The organism is Amycolatopsis marina, from assembly GCF_900111885.1.
GTDB classification, from domain to species: domain Bacteria; phylum Actinomycetota; class Actinomycetes; order Mycobacteriales; family Pseudonocardiaceae; genus Amycolatopsis; species Amycolatopsis marina.
On the sequence record NZ_FOKG01000007.1, the window covers coordinates 223,857 to 239,146 of the forward strand.

A 15,290-nucleotide genomic window follows, 5' to 3' on the forward strand; every position below is an offset into this window, starting at 1 on the left:
CGCCTACGTAGAGCAGCGATTCGAGAGTTATAGGCCTGACCCCCTCCGTCAGGGGAAGCCTTTCGTTGTTAATTGCGCCGTTCGGCGGCGGCCACCCTCCGAAAGATGTGGGGTGTTTGGCGGATTCCGTCTGCGCGCGGTCGAATTCGGCGCCTGTGCTGGCACACTCGGTCGGCATGTGGACTACTGGGGTGAGCGCTTTGTGGCGCTCGGAATACCGTCGTGCCGTCCGGTCCGCGTTCGACACGGTCCCGTTCTATCGAGAGCGGTGGGCGCTCGACGGCCGGACCCAGCCGACTCTCGTGCCAGGCAGAACCGGCACGCGCGACGGAGCCGTGACCCCGGATGACGCGGCTCGCGCGATGGTGGATCTCGTGCCGCTGGCGGGTGGCGCTGCCCGGCCGGACCCGGTGCGTGGCCTCGGCAGCGTGCTGCCACACGCACGACCGTTGCGGCGGGACACCCTCGTCGTCGTCGCCGACCCGGAGATGACACTTCCCCCCGCGGATCTCGGGGGGCGTATGCGCGGGTGCGTGCTGGACCCCGAGGCGTTGCTCACGGACGAGCCCGCCATGACGGAACTCACGAATGCCCTGCTACGTAAGGACAGCGTGGTCGCCGTAGGGCCGGACAAGGGACTGGCCGCGCTGGACTCGGCACTGCGCGCGGACCTTCCACAACGGCTGGACCGCGTGCCCCACCGCACACTCGCCGAACTCGACGGCGGGCCGTACGGGCTCATCCACGACCCACAGCTGGGATACCTCGGCGCGTTCCACCGGTGTGGACGATGGCACCTTGACTGGCGCCGGGTGTACGTCCGCTCGACCAGGGCCGGTCTCGCGGTGACCTTGCTCCGCCAGGAGTCCCCGAGGATGGTCGACGTGCTCGTCGCGGGCGGGGTCGCGGGGAAGGTGGCGTCCTGCCCTCGGCACGGAACCCCGGTTGTGCTGACGTGACCTCCGGCGTGGCTGTCTTCGATCCCCGAGTGGACCCGGAGCCCGCCGGGTGGCGCGACTTCCAGCGGCGGTGGCGGTTGCACGCGGTGTGGGACTACGAGCTGATCAGGCTGGAAGCGTGGACGGCGCGCAACCCGCCGGTGCTGATCGTGGTCAGCGACGCGGGCAAGGTGGTCGCCGGTCTTTCGGTTCTCGTGTGCCGCCCGTGGCGAAAACCGCGGTACGCGTCGGCACCGAAGCAGCATTCCCGCTGGCCGAGGATCCGGGGACCGGTCTGGGCCGAGGTGTACCAGCCCTGGCTCAGTGGCTTTCCGGGGGTCGTGTTCGACCCCGGCCTCGATCCGGCCGCGCGCGGGGATGTGGCGAGACTGGCCGAGCGGGAACTCGCACGCTGCCTCGGCGCCGGGCTGCTCGGTGTGCTCTACCGCGCCCTCGACCAAGAACTCGCGGGAATCGTCGCCGGTCGTGGGAGGCTGACACGTGAGGTCGATTCGGTCGCGGTGCTGGCCAACGACTTCTCCTCACCCGACGACTGGTTGTCCTTGCTGTCGAAGAGCCGCAGGGCGAGCCTGCGCAGACAACACAGGGAACTGGAGTCCGCGTCCGATCTGCTGGTGCGTGGTGGAGCAGCACGGGACGACCTCGACGGCGCAGAGATCGCGCGGCTGATCAACCGGCATCGTGCCGAGCGCGGAAAGGCGCCGCTGGACACCCGGAGCCCGCTTTCCGGCGCCTACTTCGAGAGGTTTCTGCGCCGACCGGACGTGCACACGCTCACGTACCACGACGACGAGGGACAACTACTGGCGGTGAACACCATGCTCGACCATCCGGACAGCGTGATCAAGCAGCACTGGGCCGCGTTGCCCGAGGCCGAGGGCGGGCGTAAGCACCTGTTCTTCGACAGCTATCAGCGGGCTGTCCGGCACCTGGTCCGCAGGGGCGCGGCTGAGCTCTCCGCCGGGCGCCGGCCCCATGAGGTGAAGCGCTCATTGGGATTCCGGACGCGACCGATCTTCGGTGTCGCGGTGCCGAGGCCGGTGGTGGGCCGATGAACGTCGACATCGTGGACCCGCGCACCGACAGGGAGCCCGAGGGATGGCGTGATTTCCGCCGCAGGGCGAACCTGCCGCCGGTCTGGGACTATCAGCTCCTTGGTACCGAGGCGTGGCTGTCGCGCAACCCGCCGGTACTCGCGGTGCTCCACAATGGAACACGAGTGGTCGGCGCCTGCTCCGTCATGGTCTGCCGAACGTTTCGCGGCCGGACTTTCGCGCCGTCACCGAGCGGCCGACGCACCCGGTTGCGTCCCGTGTGGGCCGAGGTCTATCTGCCCCTGCTCAGTGGATACCCGGCAGGCGTCTTCGACCGTTCCGTGGACGCCGCGGCGCGCAAGGCGGCGCTACGGCTGTTCGAACGCGAACTGGTGCGGTTCCTCGGCATCGGCACAGTCGGGGTGGTGTACCGCGCCATGACGCCCGAGGTGGGTCTCGCCGCCGGCGGCGGTGGACGGGTGACGAGGGAGATCGATCCCACCGCGGTGATGCGCAACAGGTGGTCTTCCTTCGCGGACTGGCTGGACACCCTGTCTCCCCGCGTTCGTGCCGCCATCGAACGCCTGGACGCTGACGACACGGTCCAGGTCACCTCGGGCGCGCAACGCACCGATCTGGACGGCCGCGAGCTGGCCGTCCTGCTCAACGAGCACAGGGCGCGGCAGGATGCGCGGGCATGGGCCGAGGGGCAGCGATCGCGGGTCGGCGGCCTGCACCTGGACACCCGCAGTCCGGTGGCAGCCGCGTACCTGGACACCTTCGTGCGTCGCCGGGACGTCGTGACCACCGTGTACCGCGACCGGAACGGCGGACTGCTGGCTTTCAACACGATGATCGACCACCCGGTGAGTTCCGCCGTCCACCACTGGGCCGCGGTTCCCGCCGGCAGTGGCGGGCGTGGGGATTTGTACATCGACGCGTACGCACGGTGTGTGCGGCACATGATCGAGCATGGCAGGGCCGAGTTGACCGCGGGCCGCACGCTGCTGGATGTCAAGGGAGAACTGGGTTTCGGCACCAGGTCCCTGACGTCGGTCGCCGTGCCGAGACCGGTGATGGGTCGGTGAGGGCGAGGATGGCCGACTCCGTGGAAGTCCTCGATCCGGCATACGACGAAGAACCGGCGGGATGGGCTGGGTTGCGCGGCTCCACCGCGCAGCACGCGTCCTGGGACTTCGGCCTGCTGGGTATCGAGTCACGGCACGCGCGCCAGCCCACCAGGATCGCGGTGGTCCGGCGCGACGGCAGCGCGCTCGGTGCGGTCGTGGCGACCCTGGTCCGGTTCCGTGGCGGTCTCAGTCTCCTCGAGGTGCACAACCCGTGGCTGTCCGGCTTTCCCGGCTGGGCACTGACGGACCGACTGGAACCGGCCGACCTCAGGCACGTGTTGCGGACGTGCGAACGGGCGCTCTGCAGGGCGGCGGGTGTGGGCTGTGCAGGTCTGTTGTACCGCTCCGTCTCCGTGGACTCGCTGCCGCTCGTACGCGGGCGCGGCCGCCTCGTTCGGCAGGCGATGGGCACGGCGGTGCTGGAGAACACCTTCGCCAGTGGCGCCGACTGGGTCGCGTCGTTGCCGCGAAGCCGCAGGCACAGTATCCGCGGTCAGGTTCGCAAGGTGGATGCGGACGCCGGAATCGTGGTGCGATTCGCGTCCGCACGTGATGATCTCGACGGAGCGGAGCTGGCCGAACTGGTGAACCGGCATCGCGACCGTCTCGGCAGGCCGAAGTTCGACAGCCGGAGCCCGGTCTCCGCCGAGTACCTGCACGCGCTGGTTCGCAGGGAGGATGTGCGGACCCTGACGTATCACGACGGGAGCGGCAGGTTGCTGGCATTCGCGGACCTGCTGGATCATCCGGACATCCCGCTGTACCAGCACTGGGCGGCGTTGCCGCCGGAGGCGGGCGGGCGCAAGCATCTCTACTTCGACTCCTACGCCCGCCTGATCGAGCAGGTCGTCGCCGACGGGCGCAAGGCGCTCGCAGCGGGCAGGGGCAGACTCGAACTGAAGGCCTCGCTGGGGTTGCGCACGCGCCCCTTGTTCGCGGTCGGTGTCCCCCGTCCGGTGGCCGGCCGATGACCCCCGCGGTCGAGGTGCTGGACCCGAGGGTCGACCCGGAACCGCGGTACTGGGCGGACCTGCGCAGGCGGGCGGGGCTGCGCGCGGACTGGGCCTGGGAGGTGCTGGCGGTGCAGGCGTGGTGCGCGCGGACACCGCAGTACGTCACCGTGCTGCACGGGGAAGGGGCACCACGCGGCGTCGTGAGTTCGGCCTGGGTCGGTTCGCGCACCCGCAGGCATCGCTTCGTCTCCTCCGAGCGCGGTGGCAGCTGGGGCGGACTGGACGTGCGGGCGCCGGGGACGAGCTCGCTGCCGGGCTGGTGGTTCGCGGGCGCGGCAGGCGGCGGATGCCGCGAACTGCTGACCGATTACGTGCCGGCGATGCGCGAGACACTCGGCCGCGGGCTTCGTTGCCTGCTGCTGCGGCAGGTGCCGTCGTCAGGACTGTCCGCGGTGGACGGCAGGTTTCGACTGGTTCGTGAGACCGAGAGCATCGCCGTACTGCGCACCGACACCTTCGGCGACCGGCAGGACTGGATGAACACTCTGACCAGGAAACGACGGCAGAACCTGCGCAAGATCTTCCGCACCGTCGAGGAGGACGAGACGCTGGATGTGCGGGTCACACCGGGGACGGCGATGGACCCCGCGGAAGTGGCGGAACTAATCCGGCACAACGAGGTCAAGCATCGGGACGTCCCGATCGTTCCACTGCCCCAGTTCGTCGGATATCTGGAGCGCCTGCTGCGGCAACCGGACGTGTTCGTGCTGAGCTATGCCGACCGTGATTCGGGTCGGCTGCTGGCGATAGCGACGATCCTGGACGATCCGGAGTGGCCGGTGATGCGCACCTGGTCGGCGCTGCCGGTGGAGGCAGGTGGGCGGCCGAACCTCTACTTCCACTTCTACGGCGAATCGGTCCGCTGGTCGGTCGAGACCGGTAAGCGCGGGGTGATCCTGGGCAAGAAGATGTCGGAGACGAAGCGGACACTGGGAGCCGAACTCGTCCCGCAGTACGCGGCCGCCGTTCCGTTGTGGTAACCGCTGGCCGGCGCGGGTAGGGACAGCCCCACCCCGGGTTCGGGGGCTGGCGCTGGTGAACCGCCACCGGATTCACGATGAGATCGACCCATGACAGCGGCAAAGGGGATGACCCGGGAACAGCAGGGGAGCAGGGCACCCGCGGCAGTGGAGTTGCGCGGGGTCGGCCGGGAGTACGGGACGGGACAGGCCAGGGTACGGGCGCTGGACGGGGTGAGCACCGAGTTCGCGCCGGGCTCGTGGACCGCGGTGATGGGCCCGTCCGGCTCGGGAAAGTCGACGCTGCTGCACTGCGCGGCCGGGCTGGAACAGGTGAGTGCGGGGCAGGTGCTGCTCGCCGGGCAGGACATCACCGCGGCGTCCGACGCCGAACTGACCGCGTTGCGTCGCGGGAGCGTCGGGTTCGTCTTCCAGAGCTTCAACCTGATCGGCTCGCTGACGGCTGAGCAGAACGTCGCACTGCCGCTGAAACTCGGTGGCGGAAGGGTGTCCACAAAGGATGTCCGGGCGGTGCTGGCGAGCGTGGGACTCGACGACCGGCGGCGGCACCGGCCCCGCGAGCTGTCCGGTGGCCAGCAGCAGCGGGTGGCGATCGCGCGGGCCATGGTCACCAGGCCCGCCGTGTTGTTCGCCGACGAGCCGACGGGAGCGTTGGACTCCGGGTCGGCGAGAACCGTGCTGGGCCTGTTACGCGGCATGGTGGATTCGGCGGGACAGACAATCGTGATGGTCACCCACGACCCGGCAGCGGCGGCGAGCGCCGACGCGGTGGTCTTCCTCTCCGACGGCCACATCGTGGACAGGGCGATCGCGCCTTCCGCCGCCGAGGTCGCCGCACGTCTTGCCCGGCTGGAGGCATGAACTGATGCTGCGCCTGTCACTGAACACCTTCCGCGAGCGCTGGCAGCTGTTCATCGGCGCCATCGTGACCGTGTGCATGGGGGTCGCCCTCGTGCAGTCCTCACTGTTGATCCTGATCTCGGCCGCGACCGCGCAGGCTCCGGCTGGCGTGTCCGCCATGGAACGCGCCGAGATCGAGGACGCCTTCACCGCGGCGATGGCGCTGCTCGGCATCACTCTCGGGCTCTCGGTCTTCCTCGCCGCATTCATCGTCAGTTCGACGTTCGCGTTCACCGTCGCCCAGCGTCGTCGCGACCTCGCCCTGTTGCGGCTGGTCGGTGGTGCGCGCAAACAGGTGCGCAGGCTGCTGCTGTCGGAAGCCCTGCTGCTCGGTGTGCTCGGCGCCGGTGCCGGTGTTCCCCTCGGGCTGCTGGTGATGCGGGCGCAGAGCAGGTTGCTGGTCGAGCTGGGTTTTCTGCCCGCGTTCTTCACGCCGCGATGGCAGGACTGGATTCTCGGGGTGTCCTTCGGCATGGGGGTCGGGGTGGCGCTGGCCGGGGTGTTGGTCGCGTCGCGCCGGGCGGCGAAGGTCCGCCCGCTGGAAGCGCTCAGGGAGACCGGCGAGGCCACGCGGGTGATGACCGCGTCCCGCTGGTTCTTCGGACTGCTGTTCCTGGGTGGCGCGGTGGCCATGGTGATCGTGGCAGGGGTCGCGGGACCGGAGGGCGCGATTCCGCTGTCGATCAACGCCGCGATGGCGGCCGCGGTGGGTCTGTCCGCACTCAGCCCGCTGGTGGTGCCGCTGGTCGGCCGGTTGTTCGGACTGGCACTGCGTGGCAGCACCCTCGGTGGGCTTGCCGAGGCCAACCTGCGGGACGGCGTCCGGCGTAGTGCGTCCACGGCAGCGCCCCTGCTGGTGCTGGTGGGACTTCTGGTCGGGCAGTTCGGTGCGATGTCCACGATCGCGGCGACGGGCGAGGAGGAGCAGCGGCGTTCGGTCGCGGCGGACCTGGTGGTCGAGTCCGGTGGCGACAGGTCCGCGGAACTGGCGGATCTGGCCGGCGTGGCGGTGGTGTCGGCCGAGACGAGCGTGCCGATGTCGCTGACCCGTACGGAGTTCGACGACGACGGGGTGGAGACCGAGACCGAGAACGCGATGGCGCTCGCGGTCGACCCCGCGTCCTACCAGAGCGTGCACCGGCAGACGGTGGAGAGCGGGTCGCTGGACGACCTGCACGGGCGAACCGTCGCGGTCGGGCGGGGCAGCAGTGGCGAGAGCGGCCTTCACCTAGGCGGCACCGTTGACGCACAGGTCGGTGACCGCATGCTCGCACTGCGGATCGTCGCGGTGCTGCCCGCGTCGATGACCGGTGGCGCGGACTTTCTGCTGCCTGCGGGTCTGCTGACCGGCATGGAGACCGCCGGAGGGCTGACGCGCTCACTGGTCCGGGTGGCCCCTGGCGTCGACGCTTCGGCCGTCGCCGAGCGGATCCGGATCGGAGGGTTCGGCGAGGTGACGAGTGTGGGTGAGTGGATCAGCCGCTCGGCCTCAGCACAACAGGACACCCAAGCCGGGATCAGCGCTGTCATCATGGGGCTGGGCGGGCTGTACGCCCTGATCGCCGTGATCAACGCCGTGGTGATCGCGGCGGCGGAGCGCAGGAGGGAGTTCGCCGCGGCACGGGTCAGCGGTCTGACCAGAGGCCAGGTCGTGCGGATGGCGCTGATCGAGTCCTGGGCCGTCTCCGCGATCGGCGTACTGCTCGGTGGAGTGGCCGCGACGATGACGATGGTCGGGATCACTTCCGCACTGCGGCGGATCTCCGGGTTCTCCGTTCTTGCCGTCCCGTGGACACTCGTGGCCACGGTGGTCGCCGGGGCGTTCGTCGTGGTCGGCCTGACCAGCGTGTGGACCACGCTGTCGGCCACCAGGGCCGCACCGGTTTCGCTGATCACCGCGAGGGAGTGAGGCGGCCGCGGACGGGACGCACAGGTCCCCTGTATGCCAGAGGACTTTATTAGGGTAGCCTTAGTTCAGATGTACCCGGCTCGTAAGGAGCGACGATGGCGGAGCAACCAGCACGCAAGGCCCGGCCGATGACCCGGCTGCGGGTGCTGCGGACCGAACGGTTGACACCGCACATGATCAGAGTGGTCGCCGGTGGAGACGGGCTGGCGGACTTCCGGCCGAACGAGTTCACCGACAGTTACGTGAAACTGGTGTTCCCAGTGCCGGACGTGCGTTATCCGGAGCCGTTCGACATGCAGCGCATCCGGGCGGAACTGCCGAGGGAGCAATGGCCACGGATGCGGACCTACACGGTCCGCTACTACGACGAGCACGCGGGTGAGCTGGCGATCGACTTCGTCTACCACGGTGACGAGGGTCTGGCCGGTCCCTGGGTCGCCGCGGTCCGGCCGGGGGACGAGATGCTGATCGTCGGGCCCGGCGGCGCGTATGCCCCGGCGCAGGCGGCCGACTGGCATCTGTTGGTGGGAGATGAGAGTGCGCTGCCCGCGATCGGGGCGGCGCTCGAGGCGATGCCGCCCGGCGCGCAGGTCAGGACCCTGATCCTGGTCGAGGACGCGGCGGAGGAGCAGGCGCTGGCGACCAAGGCCGACGCACACGTGCGGTGGCTGCATCGCGCCGCGGGCGACGACCTGGTGGCCGCGGTCAGGGCGCTGGACTTTCCTTCCGGCTCCGTGCACGCCTTCGTCCACGGCGAGGCCGGCCTCGTCCGCGACCTGCGCGGCCACCTGCTCGACGATCGCGGCGTGCGCAAGGACATGCTCTCCATCTCCGGCTACTGGCGCAGGGGAAAGGCCGACGAGGCCTGGCGCGCCGAGAAAGCCGCCGAACGCCAAACCACCCCCGCATGACTTCGCACTTCCAGCGCCCGACTTCGCAGATCCGACGGGCGAGTTCGCAGTTGTAGTGGCCCGAGTTGGCAGATTGAGGACTGCGCCAGCTCGTCTGTCAGGCGCTCGTCGGCCCATAGTGGACGGGAGAACGCGGGCACGGTCACCGCGCGCAGAACGGATCGCGCGGTGACCGGGTACCGGGTCAGCCCGCGGAAATGCGACCCGAGAACGAGCTGCAGCTGAGCCGGGTGTCCTTCTCGTAGTTGCAGGCCTGGTAGTTGACCCAACCGGATTCTGGGATCGACAGGTTGTGGTCGTAGCAGTTGCCCGATTTGACGGCCGCGTGCTTTACCTTCAGCCCGGACTTGTCACTGCGATAGTACCGTGCAGCCGGGTGGTGCCCATCAGGAGCGTTGTCGCAGATATACAGGTGTTCGCCGTACGGATTGAAACAGACGAGTGCACCCCGGTCAGGTGAAACGACCGGGAAGTAACATTCCGCCGCCGCAGTGAAGTCCCCTGACGCGGACGTGGCGGAGACCGTGATCGACGGAGCGCCCTCGAGGAAGGCTTCTGTTGACGAATCCGCGTGTGCGACGGCCGTTCCAAGGCCGAGGGTCAGGCCGACAGCGGCTCCGAGCGCAGCAAAAACTCTTCGATTCATATGACAAACTCCCCAGTTAGCGCAGAATACGATGGAAGTTTCCATCGAGATCACCTAAGTGACCGGCGGCGATGTTACGGTCCGCGCTACTGCGTGGGCAATAAATAGTCACATAAATGGGTTGGATGATCTAACTTCGCCACGGCGAACGGTGGAATGTGTTGCGCCTTTCCGGCTGGTTTTCTCCTTGAGTGCGTAATACTACCTATTGTAGTTCGGAGATTCCGCCGAATCTGCAAACTCGGGCGCTGGAACTGCCAACTCAGGTCAGGGCGGGGATCACCTTTCCGTAGGCCTGCAGGGTCTGCTCGCGCTGGTCGTGCATCAGGTACAGCGAGAACTGGTCGACCCCCAGGGCGGCCAGTTCCTGCAGCCGTTGCACGTGCGCCTCGGCGGGCCCGAGCAGGCAGAAGCGGTCGACGATCTCGTCCGGGACGAAATCGGTCGAGGGGTTCCCGGCCCTGCCGTGATGTGCGTAGTCGTACCCCTCCCGGCCGGCGATGTAGTCGGTCAGTTCGCGGGGTACCGGGCCCGACTCTCCGTAGCGGGAGACCAGGTCCGCGACGTGGTTGCCCACCATGCCGCCGAACCAGCGCAGTTGCTCTCGCTGGTGGGCCACGTCGCTGCCCACATAGGCGGGAGCCGCGACACAGATGGTGATGCCCTCCGGGTCGCGTCCCGCCGCCCGCGCGGCGTCGCGGACCGAGCCGATGGTCCACCGCGCGATGGCGGGGTCGGCGGTCTGCAGGATGAACCCGTCGGCGTGCTCGCCCACCGTCCGCAGCGCTTTCGGCCCGTAGCCGGCCATCCACATCTCCAGCTTGCCGTCGCGCACCCACGGGATCCGCACGGCGGTTTCCCCGAGCACCACCTCCCTGCCCTCGGCGAGTTCCTTGATGACATGCATCGCGTCGCGCAGGGTCGCCAGTGTCGACGGCGGCTTTCCCACCACCCGGTGCGCCGAGTCGCCCCGGCCGATCCCGCAGACGGTCCGGTTGCCGAACATGTCGTTGAGCGTGGCGAAGAGCGACGCCGTCACCGACCAGTCCCGCGGGCCGGGACTGGTGACCATCGGTCCCACCGTCATCGCCGAGGTCGCGGCCAGAATCTGTGAGTAGATGACGAACGGCTCCTGCCACAGCACACAGGAGTCGAACGTCCAGCCGTGGCTGAACCCATGCTCCTCGGCCGCGACCATCAGCCGGACGACCTCCCGTGCGGGAGGATCGGTCTGCAGCACCACACCGAAATCCATCACACGCTCCTAGTTAGTCGAGGTTTCACGCGCGACCGCGATCGCGTGCACAGGCGTGACCCCGCAGCGAACCTCCGGTCCGGCCTGAGAGCGCCCTGCCCCCGCGATAGCGGGCCAGCGGCGGGCGCGCGTTCTGTCCTCACTGCGGGAATCTCCTGCACCTGCCTCTTCCCGGCTCTCAGTTGAGGTACTGGCAGAGGTCGCGGGACAGGAACCGGCCGTGGCCCGTGCTGCCGGTGAAACCGTCCGCCGATACCACGATCGAGCCCCTGCTGAGCACCGTCTCGACGCGGCCCGTGAGTTCGAAGCCCTCGTACGCCGAGTAGTCCACGTTCATGTGGTGGGTCTCGGCGGACAGTGTCTGACGGGCAGCTGGGTCGTAGATCACGACATCGGCGTCGGAGCCCGGTGCGATGACTCCCTTGCGGGGATAGAGCCCGAACATCCGGGCAGGGGTCGTCGAGCACGCCTCGACCCAGCGGGCGAGCGAGATCTCGCCTGCCACCACGCCCTGGTGCAGCAGGTCCATCCGGTGCTCCACCCCCGGCATCCCGTTGGGAATAGCCCGGAAATCGGCGCGCCCGAGTTCCTTCTGGTCCTTGAAGCAGAAAGGACAGTGATCGGTCGACACCACGGAGAGGTCGTTGGTCCGCAGTCCGCGCCACAGGTCTGCCTGGTGCGACTTGTCCCGCAGCGGGGGAGACGCGACGTACTTTGCGCCCTCAAATCCTGGCTTCGCCATGTCCTCGATGGACAGATAGAGGTACTGCGGACAGGTCTCCGCGAACACGTTCTGTCCCGTGTCGCGGGCCTGGGCGACCTCCGCGAGGGCCTGCGCCGCCGACAGGTGCACGATGTACAGCGGCGAGCCGGTGACCTTGGCCAGGGCGATCGCGCGGGAGGTGGCCTCGCCCTCCAGCTCCGGCGGGCGGGTCAGGCCGTGCTGCACCGGATCCGTCCTGCCCTCGGCAACGGCCTGCGCGGCGAGCTCGTCGATCGCGATGCCGTTCTCGGCGTGCATCATGATTGTCGACCCGGTCTCCCGGGCCTTGTGCATCGCCCGCAGGATCTCGCCGTCGGTGGAGTAGAAGACACCGGGATAGGCCATGAACATCTTGAAGCTGGTGACCCCGCCGTCGATGCAGGTCTCCATCTCCTTCAACGAGGTGTCGTTGACGTCCGACACGATCATGTGAAACCCGTAGTCGATCGCGCAGTTGCCGTCCGCCTTGCCGTGCCACGTGTCCAACGTGGACAACAACGACGTGCCCTTCTTCTGCACCGCGAAGTCGATGATCGTGGTCGTACCACCCCAGGCCGCCGCGGTGGTGCCCGTCGCGAACGTGTCATGGGAGAACGCGCCGCCGAACGGCATTTCCATGTGGGTGTGGGCGTCGATACCACCGGGCATGACGTACTTCCCCGTGGCGTCCAGCACGGAGTCGACAGTGCCCTTGACATCAGCGCCGAACACCCCCGGCGCGGTGACCGCCGCGATGGTCTCGCCGTCCACCAGTACATCGGCCTGGTGGGCACCGGTGCTGCTGAGCACCGTCCCACCGGAGATCAGTGTCCGCATGCGACTCCTCTCATGCCTCGGTCAGCGGCCCGTACGTGTCGGGCCTGCGGTCGCGGTAGAACGCCCACAGGTCCCGGACCTCGGCCAGTTTGGTCATGTCCAGATCCCGTACGACGACCTCCTCCTCGGAGTCCGACGCCGCCTCGCCGACCAGTTGCCCGCGTGGGTCCGCGAAGTAGGACTGGCCATAGAAATCGTTGTCGCCCAGTGGTTCCACGCCCACCCGGTTGATGGTGCCGACGTAGTACTCGTTGGCGACGGCAGCCGCGGGTTGCTCCAGCCGCCAGAGGTACTCCGACAGCCCCCTGCTCGTAGCCGACGGGTTGAAGACGATCTTCGCCCCGGCCAGTCCCAGCGCGCGCCAGCCCTCCGGAAAGTGCCGCTCGTAGCAGATGTAGACACCGATCCGACCCACAGCGGTGTCGAAGACCGGGTAGCCGAGGTTGCCGGGCCGGAAGTAGAACTTCTCCCAGAACCCCTTCACCTGGGGGATGTGGTTCTTGCGGTGCTTGCCGAGATAGCTGCCGTCGGCGTCGATCACCGCCGCCGTGTTGTAGTACACGCCGGGCTGCTCGGCCTCGTATATCGGCACGATCAGCACGACGCCGTGGCGCTCGGCGACCTCCTGCATCAGCTTCGTGGTCGGTCCGTCCGGAATCGCCTCGGTGTAGGAGTAGTAGTCGGTGTCCTGCACCTGGCAGAAGTACGGTCCGTAGAACAGTTCCTGCAGGCACACCACCTGAGCACCCTGCGAAGCGGCCTTGGCGATCGCCTCGACCGCGTTCGCGATCATCGACTCCTTGTCACCCGTCCACCGCTGCTGGATCAGGCCTGCTCGCACGATTTCGCTCACTTGTCTCCTCCTGTGGGATGTGCATGTCTGCGTCACGGGACGTGGGCAGGGAGAACGCCAGGAACACCAGGAATGCCGCGACCAGGCCGACCAGCCAGCTGTAGTCGTAGAACATCCGGAACAGCGGGATCAGGCCGTCGGAGGGGAAGGGGCCTTCGCCCGGCGCGGAGTAGGCGCCGCCGACCGCGAGCACCGCACCCACCGCGGTCGCCACCAGGGCCCGCCAGTTCCACCCTCCGGTGAACCAGTACCGCCCCCGCGGCCCGTCCGCGTACAGGTCGGCGAGGTGCAACCGGGTTCGTGTCTGCGCCCAGTAGCCCGCCACCAGCACGCCTGCGACCGCGGCGAGGACCCCGCCGTAGAAGTTCAGCCAGGCGAAGATGTAGATGTTCGGATCGGAGATCAGCCGCCAGGGCTGGATGGCGATCCCGATGACACCGGTGATCAGGCCGCCGACGCGGAAGTTGATCCGCTTCGGGAACGCGTTGGAGAAGTCATAGGAGGGGCTGACCACGTTCGCGGCCAGGTTCGCGGACACCGTCGCCAGGCCGAGACCGAACAGCGCGAGCACGACCACCAGCGGCGAGTCGAAGCGCGAGGCCAGTTCCACCGGGTCCCAGATCGCCTCCCCGTAGATCACGATGCCGCCGGAGGTGATCATGATCGACACGATCGCCATGAACGACATCGTCGTGGGCAGGCCGAGGATCTGCCCCATCGCCTGCTTGCGCTGACTGGAGCCGAAGCGGGTGAAGTCCGGCATGTTCAGCGACAGCGTCGCCCAGAACGCGATCATGCCCATCAGCGAGGGAGCGAAAATCTTCCAGAAGTCCGCGCCCCAGCCCAGCTGGGAGGGCTGGGAGAAGATCGGTCCGAGCCCGCCTGCCTTCACCAGGACCCAGATCAGCAGAATCAGGAAGCCCACCGTTACCAGAGGGGCCGTCCAGTTCTCGAACTTGCGGACGGCGTCGATGCCCCGCCAGATGATCGCCATCTGGAACGCCCAGAACACCAGGAACCCCAGCCACATTGTCCACGGCTGCCCGAACACCTCAGCGGCGTTGATCCATTCAGGACCGATGAGCTTGCCGAGGATGACGAAGATCGCCTGACCGCCGACCCAGGTCTGGATGCCGAACCAGCCACAGGCGATGAACGCACGCAGCAACGCGGCGAGATTCGCGCCCCTGATCCCGTAGAACGCCCTGGCGAAGATGGGAAACGGAATGCCGTACTTGGTCCCCGCATGGCTGTTGAGCAGCATCGGGATCAGCACGATCAGGTTGCCGAGGGTGATGGTGAGAAATGCCTGCGCCCAGTTCATGCCGATGGCGATCAGGCCGGAGGCGAGCAGGTAGGAGGGAATGTTGTGCGCCATCCCCATCCACAGCGCGAAGTAGTTGTAGGTGCTCCAGGTGCGCTTCTCGATGGGCACTGGCGCGAGCTCGTGGTTGAAGTACTGGCTACCGTGTACCGAAGAGGCATCGGTGAGCTCGATGCGACCATCGGGGTGTCGAACCTGGGCTGGCTCCATCACGGCATACTCGGCTCGAGTCCGTCCGTGCGGCACTGTCAGAGTGTTCACCATTGGCCCGGTCACCGCACATTGTGCCGATTGCGAATATGACAGGCCTGCGGTTTTACGACGAAGGAACGTTCCGATACTGCCCCGAACGCCCTAACGTCGGCCCGTGCTGCTGGAGTTCCGGCAGCAGAGAGAGAGGCTCCGGTCGCCCGCTGCGGAAGCCGTGGCGGCCGGAGCCCCTGTGGTTGTCGGTGGGGTCGATCCCGTCGGTCAGAAGCCGAACACGCCGGAGGACTCGGCGCCCGCGACACACGCGTTGGGGTAGACGGTCTCGAAGACGACCGGGTCACCGCGCCAGTGTCCGTGCGCGGTCGCCTGTACCGGCGAGTAGATCAACGCGCACGCGACTTCCTGGGTCTCGAGGTCCTCGAAGTCCCCGTCCGCGTCGGCCAGTGCGTCGCAGGCCTCGGCGGGCGACGGGTGGTTCCCGGTCGCGGGGTCGCAGTGCAGGACGACGGACTTCGCGCTGCCGTTGACGTCGTGAGTCGTCAGCGTGAGCGCCGAGTCGGCGGGGGTCACCGGCCCTCCGATGCACA

Annotated in this window: 14 protein-coding genes; 8 read left to right on the plus strand and 6 right to left on the minus strand. The window is 68.0% G+C overall.

Going from position 1 to position 15,290, the window contains the following annotated elements:
• Window positions 1-176 precede the first annotated feature (176 nt).
• The 8 genes from BM199_RS13960 (at window position 177) to BM199_RS13995 (ending at window position 8,836) form a co-directional block, all read left to right on the plus strand.
• Window positions 177-959, plus strand: a complete 783-nt coding sequence (locus BM199_RS13960; protein WP_091673739.1) for a hypothetical protein — start codon at window positions 177-179, stop codon at window positions 957-959.
• A complete protein-coding gene (locus BM199_RS13965) occupies window positions 956-2,014 on the plus strand; it encodes a GNAT family N-acetyltransferase (RefSeq protein WP_091673548.1) in 1,059 nt (352 codons plus the stop codon). The genes BM199_RS13960 and BM199_RS13965 overlap by 4 nt, the downstream gene beginning before the upstream one ends.
• A complete protein-coding gene (locus BM199_RS13970) occupies window positions 2,011-3,081 on the plus strand; it encodes a hypothetical protein (protein WP_091673550.1) in 1,071 nt (356 codons plus the stop codon). The genes BM199_RS13965 and BM199_RS13970 overlap by 4 nt, the downstream gene beginning before the upstream one ends.
• 8 nt (window positions 3,082-3,089) lie before the next feature.
• Window positions 3,090-4,094 (plus strand): GNAT family N-acetyltransferase, encoded by a 1,005-nt coding sequence (locus BM199_RS13975; protein ID WP_091673552.1) that lies wholly within the window; start codon window positions 3,090-3,092, stop codon window positions 4,092-4,094.
• The gene (locus tag BM199_RS13980) at window positions 4,091-5,116 is read left to right on the plus strand and encodes a GNAT family N-acetyltransferase (protein ID WP_091673553.1); all 1,026 of its coding nucleotides are present in this window, start codon (window positions 4,091-4,093) and stop codon (window positions 5,114-5,116) included. Before BM199_RS13975 ends, BM199_RS13980 begins: the two co-directional genes overlap by 4 nt.
• A gap of 90 nt (window positions 5,117-5,206) precedes the next feature.
• The gene (locus BM199_RS13985; protein ID WP_245788351.1) at window positions 5,207-5,977 is read left to right on the plus strand and encodes an ABC transporter ATP-binding protein; all 771 of its coding nucleotides are present in this window, start codon (window positions 5,207-5,209) and stop codon (window positions 5,975-5,977) included.
• A 4-nt stretch (window positions 5,978-5,981) separates the two neighbouring features.
• On the plus strand, window positions 5,982-7,925 hold the full coding sequence (locus tag BM199_RS13990) for an FtsX-like permease family protein (RefSeq protein WP_091673556.1): 1,944 nt from the start codon (window positions 5,982-5,984) through the stop codon (window positions 7,923-7,925).
• Between the two features lie 95 nt (window positions 7,926-8,020).
• Window positions 8,021-8,836 (plus strand): siderophore-interacting protein, encoded by an 816-nt coding sequence (locus BM199_RS13995; protein WP_091673558.1) that lies wholly within the window; start codon window positions 8,021-8,023, stop codon window positions 8,834-8,836.
• 184 nt (window positions 8,837-9,020) lie between these two features.
• Here the strand turns inward: BM199_RS13995 and BM199_RS14000 are convergent, their stop codons facing one another.
• From BM199_RS14000 to BM199_RS14025, 6 genes are all read right to left on the minus strand, one after another.
• Window positions 9,021-9,482, minus strand: coding sequence for a hypothetical protein (locus BM199_RS14000; protein ID WP_091673560.1), 462 nt, complete (start codon window positions 9,480-9,482; stop codon window positions 9,021-9,023).
• 262 nt (window positions 9,483-9,744) lie between these two features.
• Window positions 9,745-10,737 carry a TIGR03842 family LLM class F420-dependent oxidoreductase gene (locus BM199_RS14005; protein ID WP_091673561.1) on the minus strand — a complete coding sequence of 331 codons (993 nt, stop codon included), beginning with the start codon at window positions 10,735-10,737 and terminating at the stop codon, window positions 9,745-9,747.
• Window positions 10,738-10,915: 178 nt separating this feature from the next.
• A complete protein-coding gene (gene hydA, locus BM199_RS14010) occupies window positions 10,916-12,316 on the minus strand; it encodes a dihydropyrimidinase (protein ID WP_091673563.1) in 1,401 nt (466 codons plus the stop codon).
• Window positions 12,317-12,326: 10 nt separating this feature from the next.
• Window positions 12,327-13,169: a nitrilase-related carbon-nitrogen hydrolase gene (locus BM199_RS14015; RefSeq protein ID WP_091673564.1), complete on the minus strand. Its 843-nt coding sequence runs from the start codon at window positions 13,167-13,169 to the stop codon at window positions 12,327-12,329.
• The gene (locus BM199_RS14020) at window positions 13,120-14,703 is read right to left on the minus strand and encodes an NCS1 family nucleobase:cation symporter-1 (protein ID WP_091673740.1); all 1,584 of its coding nucleotides are present in this window, start codon (window positions 14,701-14,703) and stop codon (window positions 13,120-13,122) included. The genes BM199_RS14015 and BM199_RS14020 overlap by 50 nt, the downstream gene beginning before the upstream one ends.
• Before the next feature lie 261 nt (window positions 14,704-14,964).
• Complete coding sequence (locus BM199_RS14025; protein WP_245788352.1) at window positions 14,965-15,273, minus strand: SSI family serine proteinase inhibitor; 309 nt, start codon at window positions 15,271-15,273, stop codon at window positions 14,965-14,967.
• Window positions 15,274-15,290: the final 17 nt, after the last annotated feature.